Annotated in this window: 13 protein-coding genes; 6 read left to right on the plus strand and 7 right to left on the minus strand. The window is 73.3% G+C overall.

Features of this window, described 5'->3' with window-relative positions:
* Nucleotides 1-84 precede the first annotated feature (84 nt).
* Both ACXR8F_RS04085 and ACXR8F_RS04090 read left to right on the plus strand, forming a co-directional pair.
* On the plus strand, nt 85-5,631 hold the full coding sequence (locus ACXR8F_RS04085) for an ATP-binding protein (protein ID WP_458798850.1): 5,547 nt from the start codon (nt 85-87) through the stop codon (nt 5,629-5,631).
* 55 nt (nt 5,632-5,686) lie between these two features.
* Nucleotides 5,687-6,223: a hypothetical protein gene (locus tag ACXR8F_RS04090; protein ID WP_458798851.1), complete on the plus strand. Its 537-nt coding sequence runs from the start codon at nt 5,687-5,689 to the stop codon at nt 6,221-6,223.
* Nucleotides 6,224-6,332: 109 nt separating this feature from the next.
* Here the strand turns inward: ACXR8F_RS04090 and ACXR8F_RS04095 are convergent, their stop codons facing one another.
* From ACXR8F_RS04095 to ACXR8F_RS04105, 3 genes are all read right to left on the minus strand, one after another.
* The gene (locus tag ACXR8F_RS04095; RefSeq protein ID WP_458798852.1) at nt 6,333-8,906 is read right to left on the minus strand and encodes an ATP-binding protein; all 2,574 of its coding nucleotides are present in this window, start codon (nt 8,904-8,906) and stop codon (nt 6,333-6,335) included.
* 123 nt (nt 8,907-9,029) lie between these two features.
* Nucleotides 9,030-9,200 carry a hypothetical protein gene (locus ACXR8F_RS04100; RefSeq protein ID WP_458798853.1) on the minus strand — a complete coding sequence of 57 codons (171 nt, stop codon included), beginning with the start codon at nt 9,198-9,200 and terminating at the stop codon, nt 9,030-9,032.
* 35 nt (nt 9,201-9,235) lie between these two features.
* On the minus strand, nt 9,236-9,520 hold the full coding sequence (locus ACXR8F_RS04105) for a DUF4242 domain-containing protein (protein ID WP_045192881.1): 285 nt from the start codon (nt 9,518-9,520) through the stop codon (nt 9,236-9,238).
* Between the two features lie 176 nt (nt 9,521-9,696).
* Here ACXR8F_RS04105 and ACXR8F_RS04110 point away from each other — a divergent pair, with 176 nt between their 5' ends.
* Both ACXR8F_RS04110 and ACXR8F_RS04115 read left to right on the plus strand, forming a co-directional pair.
* Nucleotides 9,697-10,473, plus strand: a complete 777-nt coding sequence (locus tag ACXR8F_RS04110; protein WP_458798854.1) for an enoyl-CoA hydratase/isomerase family protein — start codon at nt 9,697-9,699, stop codon at nt 10,471-10,473.
* Entirely contained in the window at nt 10,470-12,053 is a 1,584-nt protein-coding gene (locus tag ACXR8F_RS04115; RefSeq protein WP_458798855.1) for a fatty acyl-CoA synthetase, read from the plus strand. The genes ACXR8F_RS04110 and ACXR8F_RS04115 overlap by 4 nt, the downstream gene beginning before the upstream one ends.
* Before the next feature lie 24 nt (nt 12,054-12,077).
* Here ACXR8F_RS04115 and ACXR8F_RS04120 read toward each other — a convergent pair whose 3' ends face one another.
* Nucleotides 12,078-13,091, minus strand: coding sequence for a YdcF family protein (locus ACXR8F_RS04120; RefSeq protein ID WP_458798856.1), 1,014 nt, complete (start codon nt 13,089-13,091; stop codon nt 12,078-12,080).
* Between the two features lie 142 nt (nt 13,092-13,233).
* On the opposite strand from ACXR8F_RS04120, the gene ACXR8F_RS04125 reads away from it, so the two are divergent.
* Nucleotides 13,234-14,103 carry an alpha/beta hydrolase gene (locus tag ACXR8F_RS04125; protein ID WP_458798857.1) on the plus strand — a complete coding sequence of 290 codons (870 nt, stop codon included), beginning with the start codon at nt 13,234-13,236 and terminating at the stop codon, nt 14,101-14,103.
* Between the two features lie 103 nt (nt 14,104-14,206).
* Here ACXR8F_RS04125 and ACXR8F_RS04130 read toward each other — a convergent pair whose 3' ends face one another.
* The gene (locus ACXR8F_RS04130; RefSeq protein ID WP_458798858.1) at nt 14,207-14,482 is read right to left on the minus strand and encodes a hypothetical protein; all 276 of its coding nucleotides are present in this window, start codon (nt 14,480-14,482) and stop codon (nt 14,207-14,209) included.
* 81 nt (nt 14,483-14,563) lie between these two features.
* Here ACXR8F_RS04130 and ACXR8F_RS04135 point away from each other — a divergent pair, with 81 nt between their 5' ends.
* On the plus strand, nt 14,564-15,442 hold the full coding sequence (locus tag ACXR8F_RS04135; RefSeq protein WP_458798859.1) for a LysR family transcriptional regulator: 879 nt from the start codon (nt 14,564-14,566) through the stop codon (nt 15,440-15,442).
* On the opposite strand, the gene ACXR8F_RS04140 is transcribed toward ACXR8F_RS04135, so the two are convergent.
* Both ACXR8F_RS04140 and ACXR8F_RS04145 read right to left on the minus strand, forming a co-directional pair.
* Nucleotides 15,432-15,986, minus strand: coding sequence for a GNAT family N-acetyltransferase (locus ACXR8F_RS04140; RefSeq protein WP_458798860.1), 555 nt, complete (start codon nt 15,984-15,986; stop codon nt 15,432-15,434). The genes ACXR8F_RS04135 and ACXR8F_RS04140 overlap by 11 nt on opposite strands.
* A complete protein-coding gene (locus ACXR8F_RS04145) occupies nt 15,986-16,378 on the minus strand; it encodes a VOC family protein (protein WP_045193010.1) in 393 nt (130 codons plus the stop codon). The genes ACXR8F_RS04140 and ACXR8F_RS04145 overlap by 1 nt, the downstream gene beginning before the upstream one ends.
* Nucleotides 16,379-16,380: the final 2 nt, after the last annotated feature.

Raw genomic sequence — 16,380 nt, forward strand, 5'->3', positions numbered from 1 at the left:
ATGGATGAGTGGAAGGCTGCGGGTGTGGCGTGACGAGCGCCACGCGCCCTGCCGGGCGCAAGCACGACGAAGGAGACCTGCTCGATGATCTCGCGGATCGCGATCGTCAACCGCGGTGAGGCTGCCATGCGCCTCATCCACGCCGTGCGTGACCTCAACGCGGGCGCCGGCCCCGGCGGTCACCGCATCGAGACGATCGCCTTGCACACCGAGGGCGAGCGGCGGGCCATGTTCGTGCGCGAGAGCGACCACGCGTACGACCTCGGGCCGGCCTCGGCGCGGCCCTACCTCGACTACGCCGTCCTCGAGCGTGCCCTGCGCGAGACCGGCGCCGACGCGGCGTGGGTCGGCTGGGGCTTCGTCGCCGAGCACCCGGCCTTCGCCGAGCTGTGCGACCGCATCGGCGTCACCTTCATCGGGCCGAGCGCCGAGGCGATGACCAAGCTCGGCGACAAGATCGGCAGCAAGCTCATCGCCGAGGAGGTCGGCGTGCCCGTCGCGCCGTGGAGCCGCGGCGGCGTCGACACCCTCGACGAGGCGAAGGCCGCGGCCGCGCGCATCGGCTACCCCCTCATGCTCAAGGCGACCGCCGGCGGTGGTGGCCGCGGCATCCGCCGCGTCGACTCCGACGCCGACCTCACCGACGCGTACGAGCGCACCCGCGACGAGGCCGAGCGCGCCTTCGGCTCGGGCGTCGTCTTCCTCGAGAAGCTCGTCACCGGCGCCCGCCACATCGAGGTGCAGGTCATCGCCGACGGGCAGGGCACCGCGTGGGCCGTCGGCGTGCGCGACTGCTCCGTGCAGCGCCGCAACCAGAAGGTCATCGAGGAGTCCGCCTCGCCGGTGCTCAGCGCCGATCAGGCTCAGGAGGTCAAGGACAGCGCCGAGCGGCTCGCGATCGCCGTGGGCTACGCCGGCGCCGGCACGGTCGAGTTCCTCTACCACCCGGGCGAGAAGTTCTTCGCCTTCCTCGAGGTCAACACCCGCCTCCAGGTCGAGCACCCGATCACCGAGGCCGTCACCGACACCGACCTCGTCAAGCTGCAGATCCACGTCGCGAACGGCGGCCGGCTCGACGAGCTCCCGCAGGGACGTCCCACCGAGCGCGGTCACGCCGTCGAGGCCCGGCTCAACGCCGAGGACCCCGACCGCGACTTCGCGCCCAGCCCGGGCCGCATCAGCCTGCTCCAGTTCCCCGCCGGCCCCGGCATCCGCGTCGACACCGGTGTGGGCGAGGGCGACTCGATCCCCGCCGACTTCGACTCGATGATCGCCAAGATCATCGCCTACGGTCGCGACCGCGACGAGGCGCTGGCCCGCCTGCGCCGCGCCATGGCTGAGACGACGGTCGTCATCGACGGCGGCTCGACGAACAAGAGCTTCATCCTCGACCTGCTCGACCAGCCCGAGATCATCGACGGCTCGGCCGACACCGGCTGGATCGACCGCGTGCGGGCCGAGGGCCGCCTCGTCTCGCACCGCCACTCCGGCATCGCGCTCGTCGCCGCCGGCATCGAGGCCTACGAGGACGCCGAGGCCATCGAGCGGGCCCGCCTGCTCGAGTCGGCGCGCGGCGGCCGCCCGCAGGTCCAGCACGCCGTCGGCCGCGCCATCGACCTCAAGCTGCGCGGCACGGCCTACAAGGTCATGGTTCTGCGCACGGCCGGCCACCGCTACCGCGTCAGCATCACCAACGGCGCCGAGCCGCACGTCGTCGACGCGACCATCGACCGCATCGACGAGTATGCCGGCCGCATCGTCGTCGAGGGGCGCTCCCACCGCCTCGTCACCGCCACCCACGGCCCCGTCCACCTCATCGAGGTCGACGGCGTCACCCACCGCGTCAGCCGCGACGAAGGCGGTGTCGTGCGCTCCCCCGCGCCCGCGCTCGTCGTCGCCACCCCCGTCCAGGTCGGCGCCGAGGTCGCCGCGGGCGCGCCCGTGCTCGTGCTCGAGTCGATGAAGATGGAGACGGTGCTGCCGGCGCCGTTCCCCGCGAGGGTGCGCGAGCTGCTCGTCGCGGTGGGCAGCCAGGTCGAGACGGGCGCGCCGCTCGTGCGCCTCGAGCCCACCGGCGACGAGGCCGAGGTCGCCGACGCGGCTGCCGACGACGCAGCCGTCGACCTCGACCTGCCCGACTCGAGCGCCCACACCGCGACCGCCCGCGAGCGGGTGGTCCGCGGCATCGAGGACCTCTCCGCCAGCGTCCTCGGCTTCGACGGCGACCCGAGCGGCGACGCGCGGATGCTCTCGGGCTACCTCGACGCCCGCGACACCGTCGCCTCGGAAGGCGCCGTGCCGCTCGCCGAGGAGATCGCGATCCTCGAGCTCATCACCGACTTCGCCGAGCTGAGCCGCAACCGCCCGGCGGCCGAGGAGCGCCACACCGAGCTGCTCGTGCACAGCCCCCGCGAGCACTTCCACTCCTACCTGCAGAGCCTCGACGTCGACCGCGCCGGGCTCTCGGCCGACTTCCAGGACAAGCTCGCCCGCGTGCTGCGCCACTACGGCGTCACCGACTTCGAGCGCACGCCCGACCTCGAGGAGGCGGTCTTCCGCATCTTCCTCGCGCAGCAGCGCTCGGCCCCCGAGGTGCAGCTCGCGACGTCGATCCTCCAGCGGTGGCTGGCCGAGCCCATCCCGGCGGCGCCGCTCGACGTCGCCGCCCGCGACGCGCTCGACCGCCTCGTCGTCGCGACCCAGCTGCGCTTCCCCGTCATCGGCGACCTCGCCCGCAGCGTGCGGTTCCGCTGGTTCGACCAGCCCCTCGTCGACGAGGACCGTGCGGGCGTGCTCTCGGGAGTCCGCGACAAGGTGGCCGCGCTCGCCGCCGACCCCGAGGCGCCCGATCGCACCGCCCGCGTCGACGAGCTCGCCGCAATCCCCGAGCAGATCGTGCGCTTCCTCGCCGAGCGGCTGCACGAGTCGGTCGACAGCGACACGGGTCTGCAGCGCCACGAGCCGATGCTCGAGGTGCTCATCAAGCGCCACTACCGCGAGCACGAGCTGCACGCGCTGCGCACCTTCACCGAGGGCGGCCGGCCCTTCGCCACGGCCGACTACACCCTCGACGACCGGCCGACGCACCTCACGACGAGCATCGGCTCCGTCGACGAGCTCGTGCCCGGCAGCGCCCTCGACGCGGCCGTCTCGGCCGACGTGTGGGCCCGCACCGAGGGCAGCCAGTCGGTCGTCGACCTCTACCTGCGCTGGGCCGACGAGCCGCAGTCGCCCGACGAGGCGAGCGACCGTCTCGCGGCGCTGCTCCAGGAGCTGCCCTTCGCGCACGACACCCGCCGCGTCGCGGTGTGCGTCAGCGGTGGCACCGACCGCCACGTCGACTACTTCACGTTCCGGCCGGTCGACGGCGCCCTCGTCGAGGACCGCCTCGTCCGCGGCGTGCACCCGATGGTCGGTCGACGCCTCAACCTGTGGCGGCTCTCGGCGTTCGACGTGACGCGCCTCGATGCCCCCGAGGACGTGCTGCTCTACGAGTGCGTGGCCAAGGACAACCCCGACGACACGCGTCTCGTCGCCCTCGCCCAGGTGCGCCAGGTCGTCGTCGTGCGCGACGAGGCCGGGCAGGTCTCCGGCCTGCCGCACGTCGAGCGCGCGATCGCGAACTGCCTCGAGGCGATCCGACGGGTCCGCGCCTCGCGCGGCCAACGAGCCTCGAAGCTCGACATGAACCACGTGTGGGTGCAGATCTGGCCGACCATCGAGGCCGACCTGGGACAGCTGACGGCGCTGCGCAGCAAGATCGCCCCCGTCACCGCCGGGGCCGGCATCGAGGAGGTGCTCGTGCAGGCGACGGTCGCCGGCACGCCCGACGCCGCGCCGCTCGCCATCGCGGGTCGCTTCTACTACCAGCCGGGTTCGGGTGTCGTCGCCTCCGTCGGCGCCCCGCCCACCGAGCCGCTCAAGCCCCTCGACGACTACGCGTCGAAGGTCGTCCGGGCCCGCCGCCGCGGGCTCGTCTACCCGTACGAGCTGCAGTCGATGATCGCCGGTGACGGCGGCACCGTCGTCGAGCACGACCTCGACGACACCGGCGCGCTCGTGCCGGTCGACCGCCCGCAGGGCCTCAACAAGGCCGGCATCATCGTCGCCGTCGTCACGTCGCCCACCGTGCGCCACCCCGAGGGCGTGACCCGCGTCGTGCTGTCGGGCGACCCGCTGCGGTCGCTCGGCTCGGTCGCCGAGGCCGAGTGCGCTCGGGTCATCGCGGCGATCGACCTCGCCGAGCAGATGCGCGTGCCGCTCGAGTGGTACTCCCTGTCGGCGGGCGCCCGCATCTCGATGGACTCCGGCACCGAGAACATGGACTGGGTGGCTCGCGCCCTCAAGCGGATCATCGAGTTCACGCAGGCGGGCGGCGAGATCAACATCGTCGTCGCCGGCATCAACGTCGGCGCCCAGCCCTACTGGAACGCCGAGGCGACGATGCTCATGCACACCAAGGGCATCCTCGTCATGACGCCGGACAGCGCCATGGTGCTCACCGGCAAGCAGTCGCTCGACTTCTCGGGCGGCGTCAGCGCCGAGGACAACTTCGGCATCGGTGGCTACGACCGCGTCATGGGCCCCAACGGCCAGGCGCAGTACTGGGCCAAGGACCTCGCCGGCGCCCGCGACATCCTCATGGCGCACTACGACCACGCGTACGTCGCCCCGGGCGAGTCGGGTCCGCGGCGCGTGCCGACGAGCGACCCGACCCACCGCGACGTGACGCTCTACCCGCACGACGCGCCGGGGTCGGACTTCAAGACGGTCGGCGAGATCTTCAGCTCGCTCACCAACCCCGACCGCAAGAAGCCGTTCGACATCCGCACGCTGATGCGCGCCGTCTCCGACCAGGACCACGAGACGCTCGAGCGCTGGGCCGGCATGGCCGACGCCGAGACCGCCGTCGTGCAGGACGCCCACCTCGCGGGCATCCCGGTGACGCTCATCGGCATCGAGAGCAAGTCCGTGGCACGGCGCGGGTTCCCGCCCACCGACGGCCCCGACACCTACACGGCGGGCACGCTCTTCCCGCGCTCGTCGAAGAAGGTCGCCCGGGCCATCAACGCCGCGAGCGGCAACCGGCCCGTCGTCGTGCTGGCCAACCTGTCGGGCTTCGACGGGTCACCGGAGTCGATGCGGGCCCTGCAGCTCGAGTACGGCGCCGAGATCGGGCGGGCCATCGTCAACTTCGACGGACCGATCGTCTTCACCGTCGTCTCGCGCTACCACGGCGGCGCGTTCGTGGTCTTCTCCAAGACGCTCAACCCGCGCATGACCGTGCTCGCCGTCGAGGGCTCCTTCGCGTCGGTGCTCGGCGGGGCGCCGGCGGCGGCCGTCGTGTTCTCGCGCGACGTCGACGCCCGCACCGCCTCCGACCCGCGCATCACCGAGCTGGAGGCGCAGGTCGCGGCGGCGTCGGGTGTCGAGCGCGCCCGCCTGGCGACGGAGCTCGCCGACCTGCGAACGTCGGTGCGCGCCGAGAAGCTGAGCCAGGTCGCGTCGGAGTTCGACGCGGTGCACAGCATCCACCGCGCCGTCTCCGTCGGTTCCGTCGACGCCGTCATCGGGGCGCACGAGATGCGCCCGCGCATCATCGCCGCCCTCGAGGCCGGACTCGAGGGCTAGCCTGAGGCGGGTCCCGAGGGCTGGCCTCGGGACCCGTTCGACCACAGGGGAGCCCATGACGAGCAAGCAGGAGTTCATCGACGGTGTCCGTCGCGCCACCGAGGGCACGCCGTATGCCGTCACGGAGCAGCCGTACGGCTTCGACCTGACCGTCGACGTGGCCAGCAAGCGCTGGCTCACCCTGACCGCCGCCCACCGTCTGAAGCGCGTCTTCACGCACGAGGTCCACCTCGAGGACGACGGACGCTACGGCATCACCGACGTCGACAACCAAGTCACCTACGGCGCGGCCGCAGGTGACGGCGGCGTCCGCCTGACAGCGCGCAAGAAGTTCAGCTGCGGTCGCGTGATGAGCTACTCGCGGCGCATCGAGTTCGGCGTCGACGCCGACACGGGCAAGGTGGGCAAGGTCGTCGACTACTCCTTCCGCGCCGGCGAGGGTCGCGACCTCGTGCGCGGCGTGGCCAAGGAGCTGGGCTGGAAGGAGCGCATGAACGGTGAGCAGCGCGGCGCCCTCTGGGTGGCCGGCATCACCGTCGTGGCGCTCATCGTGTCCTTCGGCGCGGTCGGCATCGCGGCGCTGCTCAGGTGATGCCGCCGGCCCGGTAGGCGTCGCGCCATTGTGTGCAGCAGGTGGGGTCAGGACCCCTCCTGCTGCACACGCGATGGTCTGGCTGCGGTGACCCGGTGACCGTGCCTGATCAGTCGAGGCCGAGCTCCACGGCCCGTCGCACGACGTCGCGGCGGGTGCTGAGGCCGAGCTTGGTGAGGATGGCCGACACGTGGTGGTCGGCGGTCTTGGGCGAGATGTAGAGGTGGTCGGCGAGCTCGGCGTTCGTCAGGCCCCGGGCGACGAGCCGCGCGACGTCGAGCTGCCGGTTGGTCAGCCCCGACGGGTTCGTGCGCGTGCTCGCCCGCCGACGGCCCGACGTGGCCCGCATCCCGCGGTCGGCCAGGGACCGGCGGCACCGGACGGCCGTGGCGGCGGCGCCGAGCCCCTCGAGATCGTCGACGGCGCGGCTCGCCGCGGTCTCGTCTGCGCCGTGGACGAGTGCGAGGGCACGCTCGTAGGGAGCGCCGAGCGCGTGCCACGCGGCCGCCGCTCCGGCGTGGTCGCCGGCCCGCTCGAGGGCGAACGGCTCTGCCACCGCTGAGTGCTCGCCGCCCGGCACCCCGGCAGCGCCCAGACGTGCCAGCCAGACGAGGAGGTCGCCGACTGCCCACTGCACCCCGGGCAGGTGCGCGACCCGGGCCAGGGTCGGACCGGCCGCGTCGAGCCGCGCATCGGGTTCGTCCGTGAGCCAGACCTTCTCGGCGACGGCCGACAGGACGGGCAGGTGGGCGAGCGGCTCGTCCAGGCGCTGCGAGAGCGCCCACGCGGCGTCGAGGTGCGCGGCCACGGCGTCGACCCCGTCACCGGTGCGCAGGGCGACCAGGGCGTGCACGAGATGCGGCCACATCGCTGAGAGCGGCATGCCCCGTCCGTCGATGATGTGGTCGGCGTCCTCGAGGGCCGCGGCCCACCGGGCTCGTTGGAAGTGCAGCCGCGATCGCATCGCGGTCTGCCACTGGTTGCACACGGGGATGTCGCGGTCGACGGTGATCGGGATCGACCGCGCGAGCACCTCATCGGCGTCACGGAACCGGCGGTGCTCGATGTCGATGGCGGAGAGGTTGCTGTAGGCCGTCGTGCCGATCTCGTCGTAGGACCGCTCGAGCGCGACGGCCGCGTGCAGGAGCAGGCGACCCCGGGCCGCGATCGTCCCGCGCAGCAGGGCGGCGGCGTCCTCGATGATGTCGCAGCGCAGGCCCACGGCCGTGTCGCCCGTGCGCTCGGCCGTCGCGCGGGCGGCGAGACCGCTGGCGGCGGCGCCCTCGTCGTCGTGGCGCCGGTAGGCGAGGTAGGCCTGGGTGGCGCACGCCGAGCCGTACGCCGGGGCGTCCTCCCGCTCGGTGGCGAGGCTCACGTGCAGCTCGGCCTCCCGCCGCCGCGCGGAGTAGTACTCGATGAGGCCGCGTCTCGCGTGAGCGGCCGCCAGCCCGCCGGGGTCGCCGACCTGCTCCCACAGCCGGGTCGCCGTCGTCAGCGTCGCGATGGCCTCCGGCAGCCGACTCACCATGTACTGCTCGTCGCCGAGCAGCTCGAGCAGCCGCGCCCGCTCGGCCGGGCCGGCGTCGCTGCGCTCGAGGGCGAGGGTGAGGAACGCGACGGCCTCCGTGTGCGACCCGGTGCGCGCCGCCTCCTCGGCGGCCAGGGCGGCATACCTGCTCGTGCGTTGTCGGTCGTGAGCGGCCTCGGCGTGGTGGGTGAGCACGGCGTGGTCGGTCGAGCCGACCTGCTCGAGCGCGTCGATGAGGCGACGGTGGAGCTCGACTTCGACCCCGAGCGGGATGGCCGAGCGGACCGCCAGCCGCGCGAGCTCGTGGCGGTAGCCGACGCCGCGGCGGGTGCGGGCGAGCAGCCCGGTCGACTCGAGCCGGCGCAGCCGCGGCACGTCGACCCCGAGCACGGGCAGCAGCCGGTCCTCGACGGCGTCGGGCGCGGTGGCGACGAGCTGCATGGTCTCGAGGTCGTCGCCGTCCAGGGTGCTCGTGCTCGCGAGCACCGCGTCACGCACCGAGGCGGGCAGCCCCTCCCCCGCGTGGCGCGCGACCTCGCTGACGTAGAAGGCGTTCCCGCCCGTGAGGCGGTGCACGTCGTCGGGGTCGAGGTCGGTGCCGGCGACCAGGGTGGCGACCGCCTCGCGGCTGAGGCAGGCGAGGGCGAGGGTCTCGGCGTTCTCGAGCCGGGCGAGGTCACCGAGCAGGGGCCTGAGCGGATGGTCGGCGCCGAGCTCGCCGTCGCGGTAGGTGAGCACGAGCAGCACGGGCAGCGCGTCGATCCGGCGCACGAGGTGGCGCAGCACGTCGACCGACGCGTTGTCGATCCACTGCGCGTCCTCGATGAGGACGACCGAGGGCGCGTTGCCGACGACCGAGGTGACGTGGGCCTCGATCTCCCCGCGGGCGGGCGCGGCCGGGACGTCGGCGGAACCGAGGTCGGTGAGCACGTCACGGACCGGGCCGAGCGGGCGCGGCGTCGCGAGGGGGTCGCACAGTCCGCGTACGACCCTGGTGTGTGCCGGCTCCAGCGGGGCAGCGGTGAGCGCGCGGAGCAGGCTCGTCTTGCCCGCTCCCGCCTCGCCGGTGACGGCGACCACCCGCCCCGAGCGGGCGCTGTCGTGCAGCGCCTGCCGGAGCCGCGCGAGCTCGGGCCCGCGCTCCAAGAGCCCCACCCTGTCGAGGGTAGGGCTCCACGGGCGCCCGTGGCACGCCCTTTCCGCCGGCCGCCGGCCGCCGGGCGCACGCCGCCACGACGTCGGGGGCGGGAGGCTCCCCCTGCCTCCCGCCCCCGCTGGTCAGGCGGCCTCGCCGTGGCGCCGCTGCCGGCGCACCTCGAGCGAGATCTCCCGAGCGCTCCGTTGCAGCCCCCGGTGACGGTCGCGTCTCTGTCGCGTCGTCTCCCAGGCCCCACCGGACCGGCGCCGCTCCAGCTCGTGGAGCAACGCGTACATCTGGGTGTCGTTCATGGTCATCCCCCCTCTCCGCTCTCGCGTCGCGCCGGTCAGGCTGCGACGTACTCCGCTGTGTGCGGGCCGAACTCGTTGGTCACCTCGGCGACGAGGTTGGCCGGGAAGCCACCGCGGCGGGCGTGCTCGAGGATCGTCTCGGCGTCCTCCGCCTCGTGGACGCAGTAGATCTTGTCGCCGGCGACGTAGCTCGTGACCCAGGTGTAGGGGACACCGAGCGAGTCGACGGCGGCGTTGGACGTGCGAGCGATCTCGCACAGGTCGGTCATCGTGAGCGTGGAGGCTCCGGGGATCTCGCGCTCGATGAGGAACCGCTTCATGAGGATCTGTCCTTCTCTCTGTGCTGGGACGCCGACGGCTTGTCGACGCCCCCTCAGGGTGCGGCTCGGGCAAGGGGTGTCACATCGGGTGCGGCTCCCCATGTTTCGGCGCGGCGCTCCCCATCTCCGCAGGACGGACTCTGGTCCCGGGAACCGCGGCGGGGCAGGATGACCGGGTGACGACGCTGCTGCCCCTGTCGGTGTCGGACGGCGTGGCCACCATCCGGCTCGGCCGTCCCGACACCGGGAACGCCCTCGACCTGCCGGCCGCCACCGCGCTGCGTGACGCGGTCACCGAGATCGCCCGGACCGTCCGCGACATCGACGTCGTCGTGGTGCGCGCCGAGGGGCGGCTCTTCTGCGTGGGCGGCGACGTGCGGGCCATGGCGGCCGCGGCCGACCGACCGGCGTTCGTCGCGGAGCTCGCCGGGGTGCTGCACGACGCCCTCGTCGCGCTGCGGGCCCTGCCGGTCCCCGTCGTCGCGGTCGTCCAGGGCACCGCGGCCGGTGCCGGCATCGGACTGCTCCTCGCGGCCGACGTCGTCGTCGCGGCCGAGCACGCGACCTTCGTGGCGGCCTATCCGTCGGTGGGCCTGTCGCCCGACTGCGGCGTGAGCGCCCTGCTGCCCGCGGCGGTCGGTGCCCGCCGGGCGGCGCTCTTCCTCCTCTCCGGGGCGACCCTCGATGCCGCGACGGCGCTCGACTGGGGCCTGGTGACCGAGGTGGTCGACCTCGACGACCTCGAGGCCCGCGCCGGCGAGGTCGTCGCCGGCATCGCCGCGCTGCCGCGTGAGGCCGTCGGCGAGGCGGCCCGGCTGCTGCGCCTCGCGCCCGAGCGGCCGTATGCCGCCCAGCTCGCCGAGGAGGCCGCCACCATCGCGCGCCTCTCGGCCACCCCCGAGGCCGACGCCCTCATCACCGCCTTCGCCGCCCCGAACGGAGACACCGAGTGAACGCCACCTTCTCGAGCACCACGTCGAGCCCCACGTCGAGCCCCACGTCGAGCACCGTCGACGACGTCGTGCGACGCAGTGCGGCGCGCCACCCCGACCGCACGGCCCTCGTCTTCGAGGACCGCACGTGGACGTATGCCGCCCTCGACGACGCGGTCACCCGCGCGGCAGCGCACCTGCTGGGTCTCGGGCTCGCCGCGGGCGACCGGGTGGCGACGGTGGGACTCAACTCCGACGCGTACCTGCTCGCCTTCCTCGGCTGCGCCCGCGCGGGGCTCGTGCACGTGCCGGTCAACCACGCCCTGACCGGCCGCGAGCTCACCTACCTGCTCGGCGACTCCGGCGCCCGGGTGGCGCTCGTCGACGTCGCGCTGCGCGAGGCGGTCGAGGCAGTGCGCGAGGGCACGTCGCTCGAGCAGGTGCTGCTGCTCCACGGCGCCGACGGCGCGGTGCTGCCGCTCTGGAGCGACGGCGACGTGCCGGACCTCGAGGTCGAGCGGTCGGACACCGACCTCGTGCAGCTGCTCTACACGTCCGGCACGACGTCGCAGCCCAAGGGCGCGATGATGACCCACCGCGCGCTCGTGCACGAGTACGTGTCGTGCATCGTCGGGCTCGACCTGCGCGAGGGCGACGCACCGCTGCACTCGATGCCGCTCTACCACTCGGCCCAGATGCACGTCTTCCTCCTGCCCTACCTCGCGGTGGGCGCGTCGAACCACCTGCTCACGCGGCCCGACGTGCCCACGATTCTCGAGAAGGTCGCCTCGCAGCGCATCGGGTCGCTCTTCCTCGCCCCGACCGTGTGGGTGCCGCTGTCGAACCACCCGGCGCTCGACACGGCCGACCTCGGCTCGCTGCACAAGGCGTACTACGGCGCTTCGATCATGCCGGTGCCCGTGCGTGACCGTCTGCAGCAGCGACTGCCCGACCTCGGCTTCTGGAACTGTTTCGGGCAGTCGGAGATCGGACCGCTCGCGACCGTGCTGCGGCCCGAGGAGCACGCCGCCCGACCCGAGGCCTGCGGGCGGACGGTGCTGTTCGTCGAGGCGCGAGTCGTCGACCCCGAGGGCGTCGACGTGTCGGCCGGCGAGCCGGGCGAGCTGCTCTACCGCTCGCCCCAGCTGTGCACCGGCTACTGGAACAAGCCGGACGCCACCGACGAGGCCTTCCGTGACGGCTGGTTCCACTCCGGCGACCTCGTGACCCGCGACGAGGAGGGCCACCTCACCGTCGTCGACCGCATCAAGGACGTCATCAACACCGGTGGCGTCATGGTCGCCTCGCGCGAGGTCGAGGACGCGCTCTACACGCACCCGGCCGTGGCCGAGGTGGCCGTCATCGCGACGCCGCACGAGCGGTGGGTCGAGGCCGTCACGGCGGTCGTCGTGCTGCGCGAGGGCCACACGGTGAGCGAGGCGGAGCTCGTCGAGCACGCGCGCGGGTCGCTGGCCCCGTTCAAGCTGCCCAAGGCCGTCCACTTCGTCGACGGCCTTCCCCGCAACCAGAGCGGCAAGCTGCTCAAACGAGTGCTTCGCGACGACCTCACCAAGGACGTCGGCGACTCCGCCACGGGGTGACCCGGGTGGGCCGGGCGGGCGTGCTCAGCCCGGCCCGACGGCATACGCAAGGAGGGCGGTCGAAAAGGCCCACAGGAGAAGGCCGGCCACGTTGGTGCGCGGGCGGTAGGTGACGGCGGCGAGGAACTCGCGCAGGAACGCGCTCGGCACGAAGTGCCAGGCCGCCGGTGCGCCGGTGACGTCGGCGTCGATCCCGAGCCGGCGGGTGATGAGGGCCGAGCGCCCGACGTGGAAGCTGCTCGTCACGACGCGGAGGTGCCCGTCGCCGTCGAGTCCGCGGGCGCGCAGGATCTCGCGTGACAGCAGCAGGTTCTCCTCCGTCGTCGTCGCCCGGTCCTCGGTGGCGACCGCGTCGGTGGGCAGGCCGTGCGCGACGAGGTAGGCCGACATCGCCACGCCCTCGGCCATCGGCTCGTCGTCGCCCTGGCCGCCGCTCGGGACGACGAGCGGCTCGCGCCCGGCACCCCGCTCGGCCCGCCAGACCTCGACCGCCGCGTCCAGCCGGTTGGCCAGCAGCGTCGGCACGGTCCCCTCGACGAGCCCCGAGCCGAGCACGACGACGGCGAGGGGCGCCGGGCGAGGATCGGCGCGCCGCTGGAGGAGGCAGTAGAGCAGGTAGCTGAGGAAGGTGAGCCCGGGGTAGCCCGGCAGCAGCAGGACCATCGTGGCGGCCAGCGGCCACGGACTACCGCCGACCGTGGCGACCGCCACGAGGACGGTCGCCGCCACCATCGCGAGGCCGAGGAGCAGCGCCAGCGACCCCACGAGGCTGGCGCCGTCGCGCACTGCCGCGGAGGCGGCGCTGCCCACGAAGAGGAGCCCGAGCACCGCGGCAGCGAGCCACGGCAGGGCCAGCACGGCCGTCAGGGCCCTCAGTGGGGTGAGCAGGTCGACGACGAGCACGCTTGCCGCCCAGAGGGATCCGGCCAGCAGGACTCCGCTGCGCCAGCGCCGCGGCTCGGCACGGGAGGTGCGCAGGGCGACCACGAGGAGCGCCAGGCCGGTGACGGCGAGCAGGACGTCGAGGGGCGCTGGCATGCCCCGAGCATGCCGTCCGGACCACGAGGTTGCGAACTCGGGCGTGCCGGTCCGGTGCTGCCGACGGTCGATCCGGCGTCTCGTCCTGCCCGGCGCAGCGAAACCGGCGCACGGGCCGACCGATCGTCACTAGCCTCGAGGGATGGAACGGCTCGAGGTTCCGTTCGTGTCCGGCGGAGTGCAGTGCGCGGCGACCTTCTACCGGCCGGATCGCGACGCCGGGCCGTTCGCCTGCGTGGTTATGGGTCCCGGGGGCACGCTGACGCGTGGCGACGGCATACCGGCCTACGCAGAGCGCTTCGTCTCCGCAGGCATGTCCGCGCTGGCCTTCGACTACCGCCACTGGGGCGACAGCGGCGGCCAGCCGCGGCGGTGGTTCTCGCTGCGTGAGCAGCTCGAGGACTGGCGGGCCGCCGTCGCCCACGCGCGCGGCCTCGACGGGGTGGACCCCGCCCGAATCGGTCTCTGGGGCATGTCGTTCGGCGGCGGCCACGCCCTCGTGACTGCCGCAGACGACCCACGCGTCGCGGCCGTGGTGTCACTCGTCCCGGTGGCCGACGGGGTCGCGTTCAACCTGCGCCCTGCGCCGCCCGGCGTCGTGGCGCGGGGTCTCTGGCGCGCGTTCAGGGAGGTGCTCACGCGACGCCCCGTCACGGTGCCGGTCGCCGGCCCTCCAGGCACGCTCGCCGCGAACGCCGCCCCGGAGGCGGTGCGCGGCTTCGAGCAGCTGACCGCGGGCACCGACTGGCTCAACGAGGTCAACAGCTCGTCCGTGTTCGGGATGTTCCGGTACCGCCCGGTCCGCCGCGCGAAGGACATCACGGTGCCCGTCCTGCTCCAGGTCGGCGAGCAGGACGGCATGGTGCCCCTGGCGCCGATCGAGCGGACCGCCGCCGCGGCGCCGCAGGGACAGTTGCTCAGCTACCCGATGGACCACTTCGGGTGCTTCTCGCCCGAGCACCTCGACCGCGTGGTCACCGACGAGGTTGCGTTCCTGCTCCACCACCTCTGATTCGCTCGCTCGCGGCGCCCACCGGCGCCGGACGTGCAGAACGGCCGGCCGGGCTCGTGCCCGACCGGCCGTTCGCGGTGTGTGCGACGACTCGCGTACGCGGTCAGCTGGCCTGTGCGTGGGGCGCGTGGTCGCGCGGCACGGAGATTCCGGCGGCCGAGCGGGCGCGTCGGGCGGAGAGGTCCACGGGCGCGACGGGGGCCGCGACGGCGGGAGCGGAGAGCCGCTCGGGGTCGGCGTGCGCGACGGCGAGCAGGTCGCCGGCAACGCGGTCGAGGTCGCGGTCGACGGCGAGCCAGGAGCTGCCGGCGAGGTGCCCGCGGCGGGCGGCGGAGGCGAAGGAGCGGAGGGAACCGAGGGAGAGGATGCGTGTCGTCATGCCTCTATGATCCAACCTTGCACTATTCAGCACAAGCGATGTTTACTTCACAACCCTTAAGCCTGACTGTAGAATGAAAGCATGCTCGACACGCACCGCATCCGGGTGTTCCGCTCGGTCATGGCCAGCGGCTCCATCCAGGCCGCCGCCGACAACCTCGGCTACACCCCGTCGGCCATCAGCCAGCAGATCTCCGCGCTGCAGAAGGAGACCGGGCTGACCCTCTTCGAGCGTGAGGGCCGCGGCCTGAGCCCCACCGCCGCGGCGCGCTCGCTCGTCGCCAACACCAACGACCTCATGGGCGAGCTGAGCCGGCTCGACCGCGTCGTCGAGGACCTGCGCGAGGGCCGGTCCGGGCTGCTGACGATCGGCTACTTCGCCTCGGCCGGGGCCGAGTGGATGCCGACCCTGGCCCGCCGCCTCACCACCGAGATGCCCGACCTCACGCTCGAGCTCGTGCTCACCGAGATCCCCGAGTACGCCGGCGCGACGCTCGACCTCGACATCGTCATCGACACCCCCGGCGCCCAGGACCCGGCCGGTTCGAAGCGGGTACCGCTCGCGGTCGACCCCTACGTCGTGATCCTGCCCGCCGACCATCCGCTCGCCGACGAGGACGAGGTGAACCTCGCGCAGCTCGCCGCCGACACCTGGATCCGCAACGACCTCCCCCACACGACGTGCTCGCGCATCTTCGCGGCCGCGTGCGAGTCCGCCGGGTTCCTGCCCCGCTTCGCGGTGCAGGCCCAGGACCACATCACCGCGATCGCGTTCGTCAAGGCGGGCGTCGGCATCACCGCCGTGCCCCAGCTCGCCGCACGCATCATCCCGCCCGAGGTGCGCGTGCTGCCCCTCACCGCCCCCACCCCGGTGCGGCACATCGCGGCCGTCGTGCGCGACCCCGCCGGCAACAGCGCGGCCTGCCGCGCCGTCGAGCTGCTCCAGGAGCTCATCGGCTGACGTCGGGCGGGCAGGCCAGCAGGTAGCAGACTGACGGCATCGAGACGCCGCCGGCGACCGGGTGGTCGTACTCGGCGATCTCACGCATCCCGAGGCGCTCCATCACCGCACGGGACCGCGCGTTGCCCACGACCGTGAACGAGACGATCTCGGACCGACCGAGGTCGTCGAAGGCGAACCGCGCGCACGCCCGTGCCGCCTCGGTGGCATAGCCGATGCCCCACACGGATCGCGCCAGACGCCAGCCGATCTCGACGACCGGCTGCTCCCGCGCCTCCATCCAGTCCGCGCGGAACCGGGGGATCGACAGGCCGGTGTAGCCGGCGAACTCCCCGCCGACCTCCACCACCCAGAGGCCGAAGCCATGCTCCTCGAAGTGCTGCTCGATCCGGTCGACGAACGAGTCCGACTCGGCGCGGGTGAGCGGTGCCGGGAAGTGCTCCATCACCTCCGGGTCGGCGTTGAGCTCGGCGAACGGCGCTCGGTCGTCCGGCGTCCACCCGCGCAGCAGCAGCCGTTCCGTGCGGATGACCGGGACCGCCACTAGTAGTCGGCGCCCCTGCGCCAGGCCATCTCCTGCAGCTCGAAGCCGTTGCCGTCGGGGTCGGCGAACTCGGCGCCGCGCACGCCACCGCCGAAGTCGTGGATGTCGCCGACCTCCACGCCGCGGCCGACCAGTTCGGCGCGCGCCTGCTCGATGTCCTCGACGACGAGGTGCAGGCCCCGGATGCTGCCCGGCTCGCCGGCATACACGTCGAGGCCCGTGCCGAAGCCGACCGAGCACCCCGAGCCGGGAGGCGTCAGCTGCACGACCCGCACCCCGTCGGCAGGACTCACGTCGACGTCCTTGGTGAACCCGAGCGTGCCCTCGTAGAACTCGATGGCCCGGTCCACGTCCGAGACCGGCAGCGGGATCAGCTCCAGCTTCAGCTGCATCG

It is taken from the genome of Terrabacter sp. AAH1, from assembly GCF_054456855.1.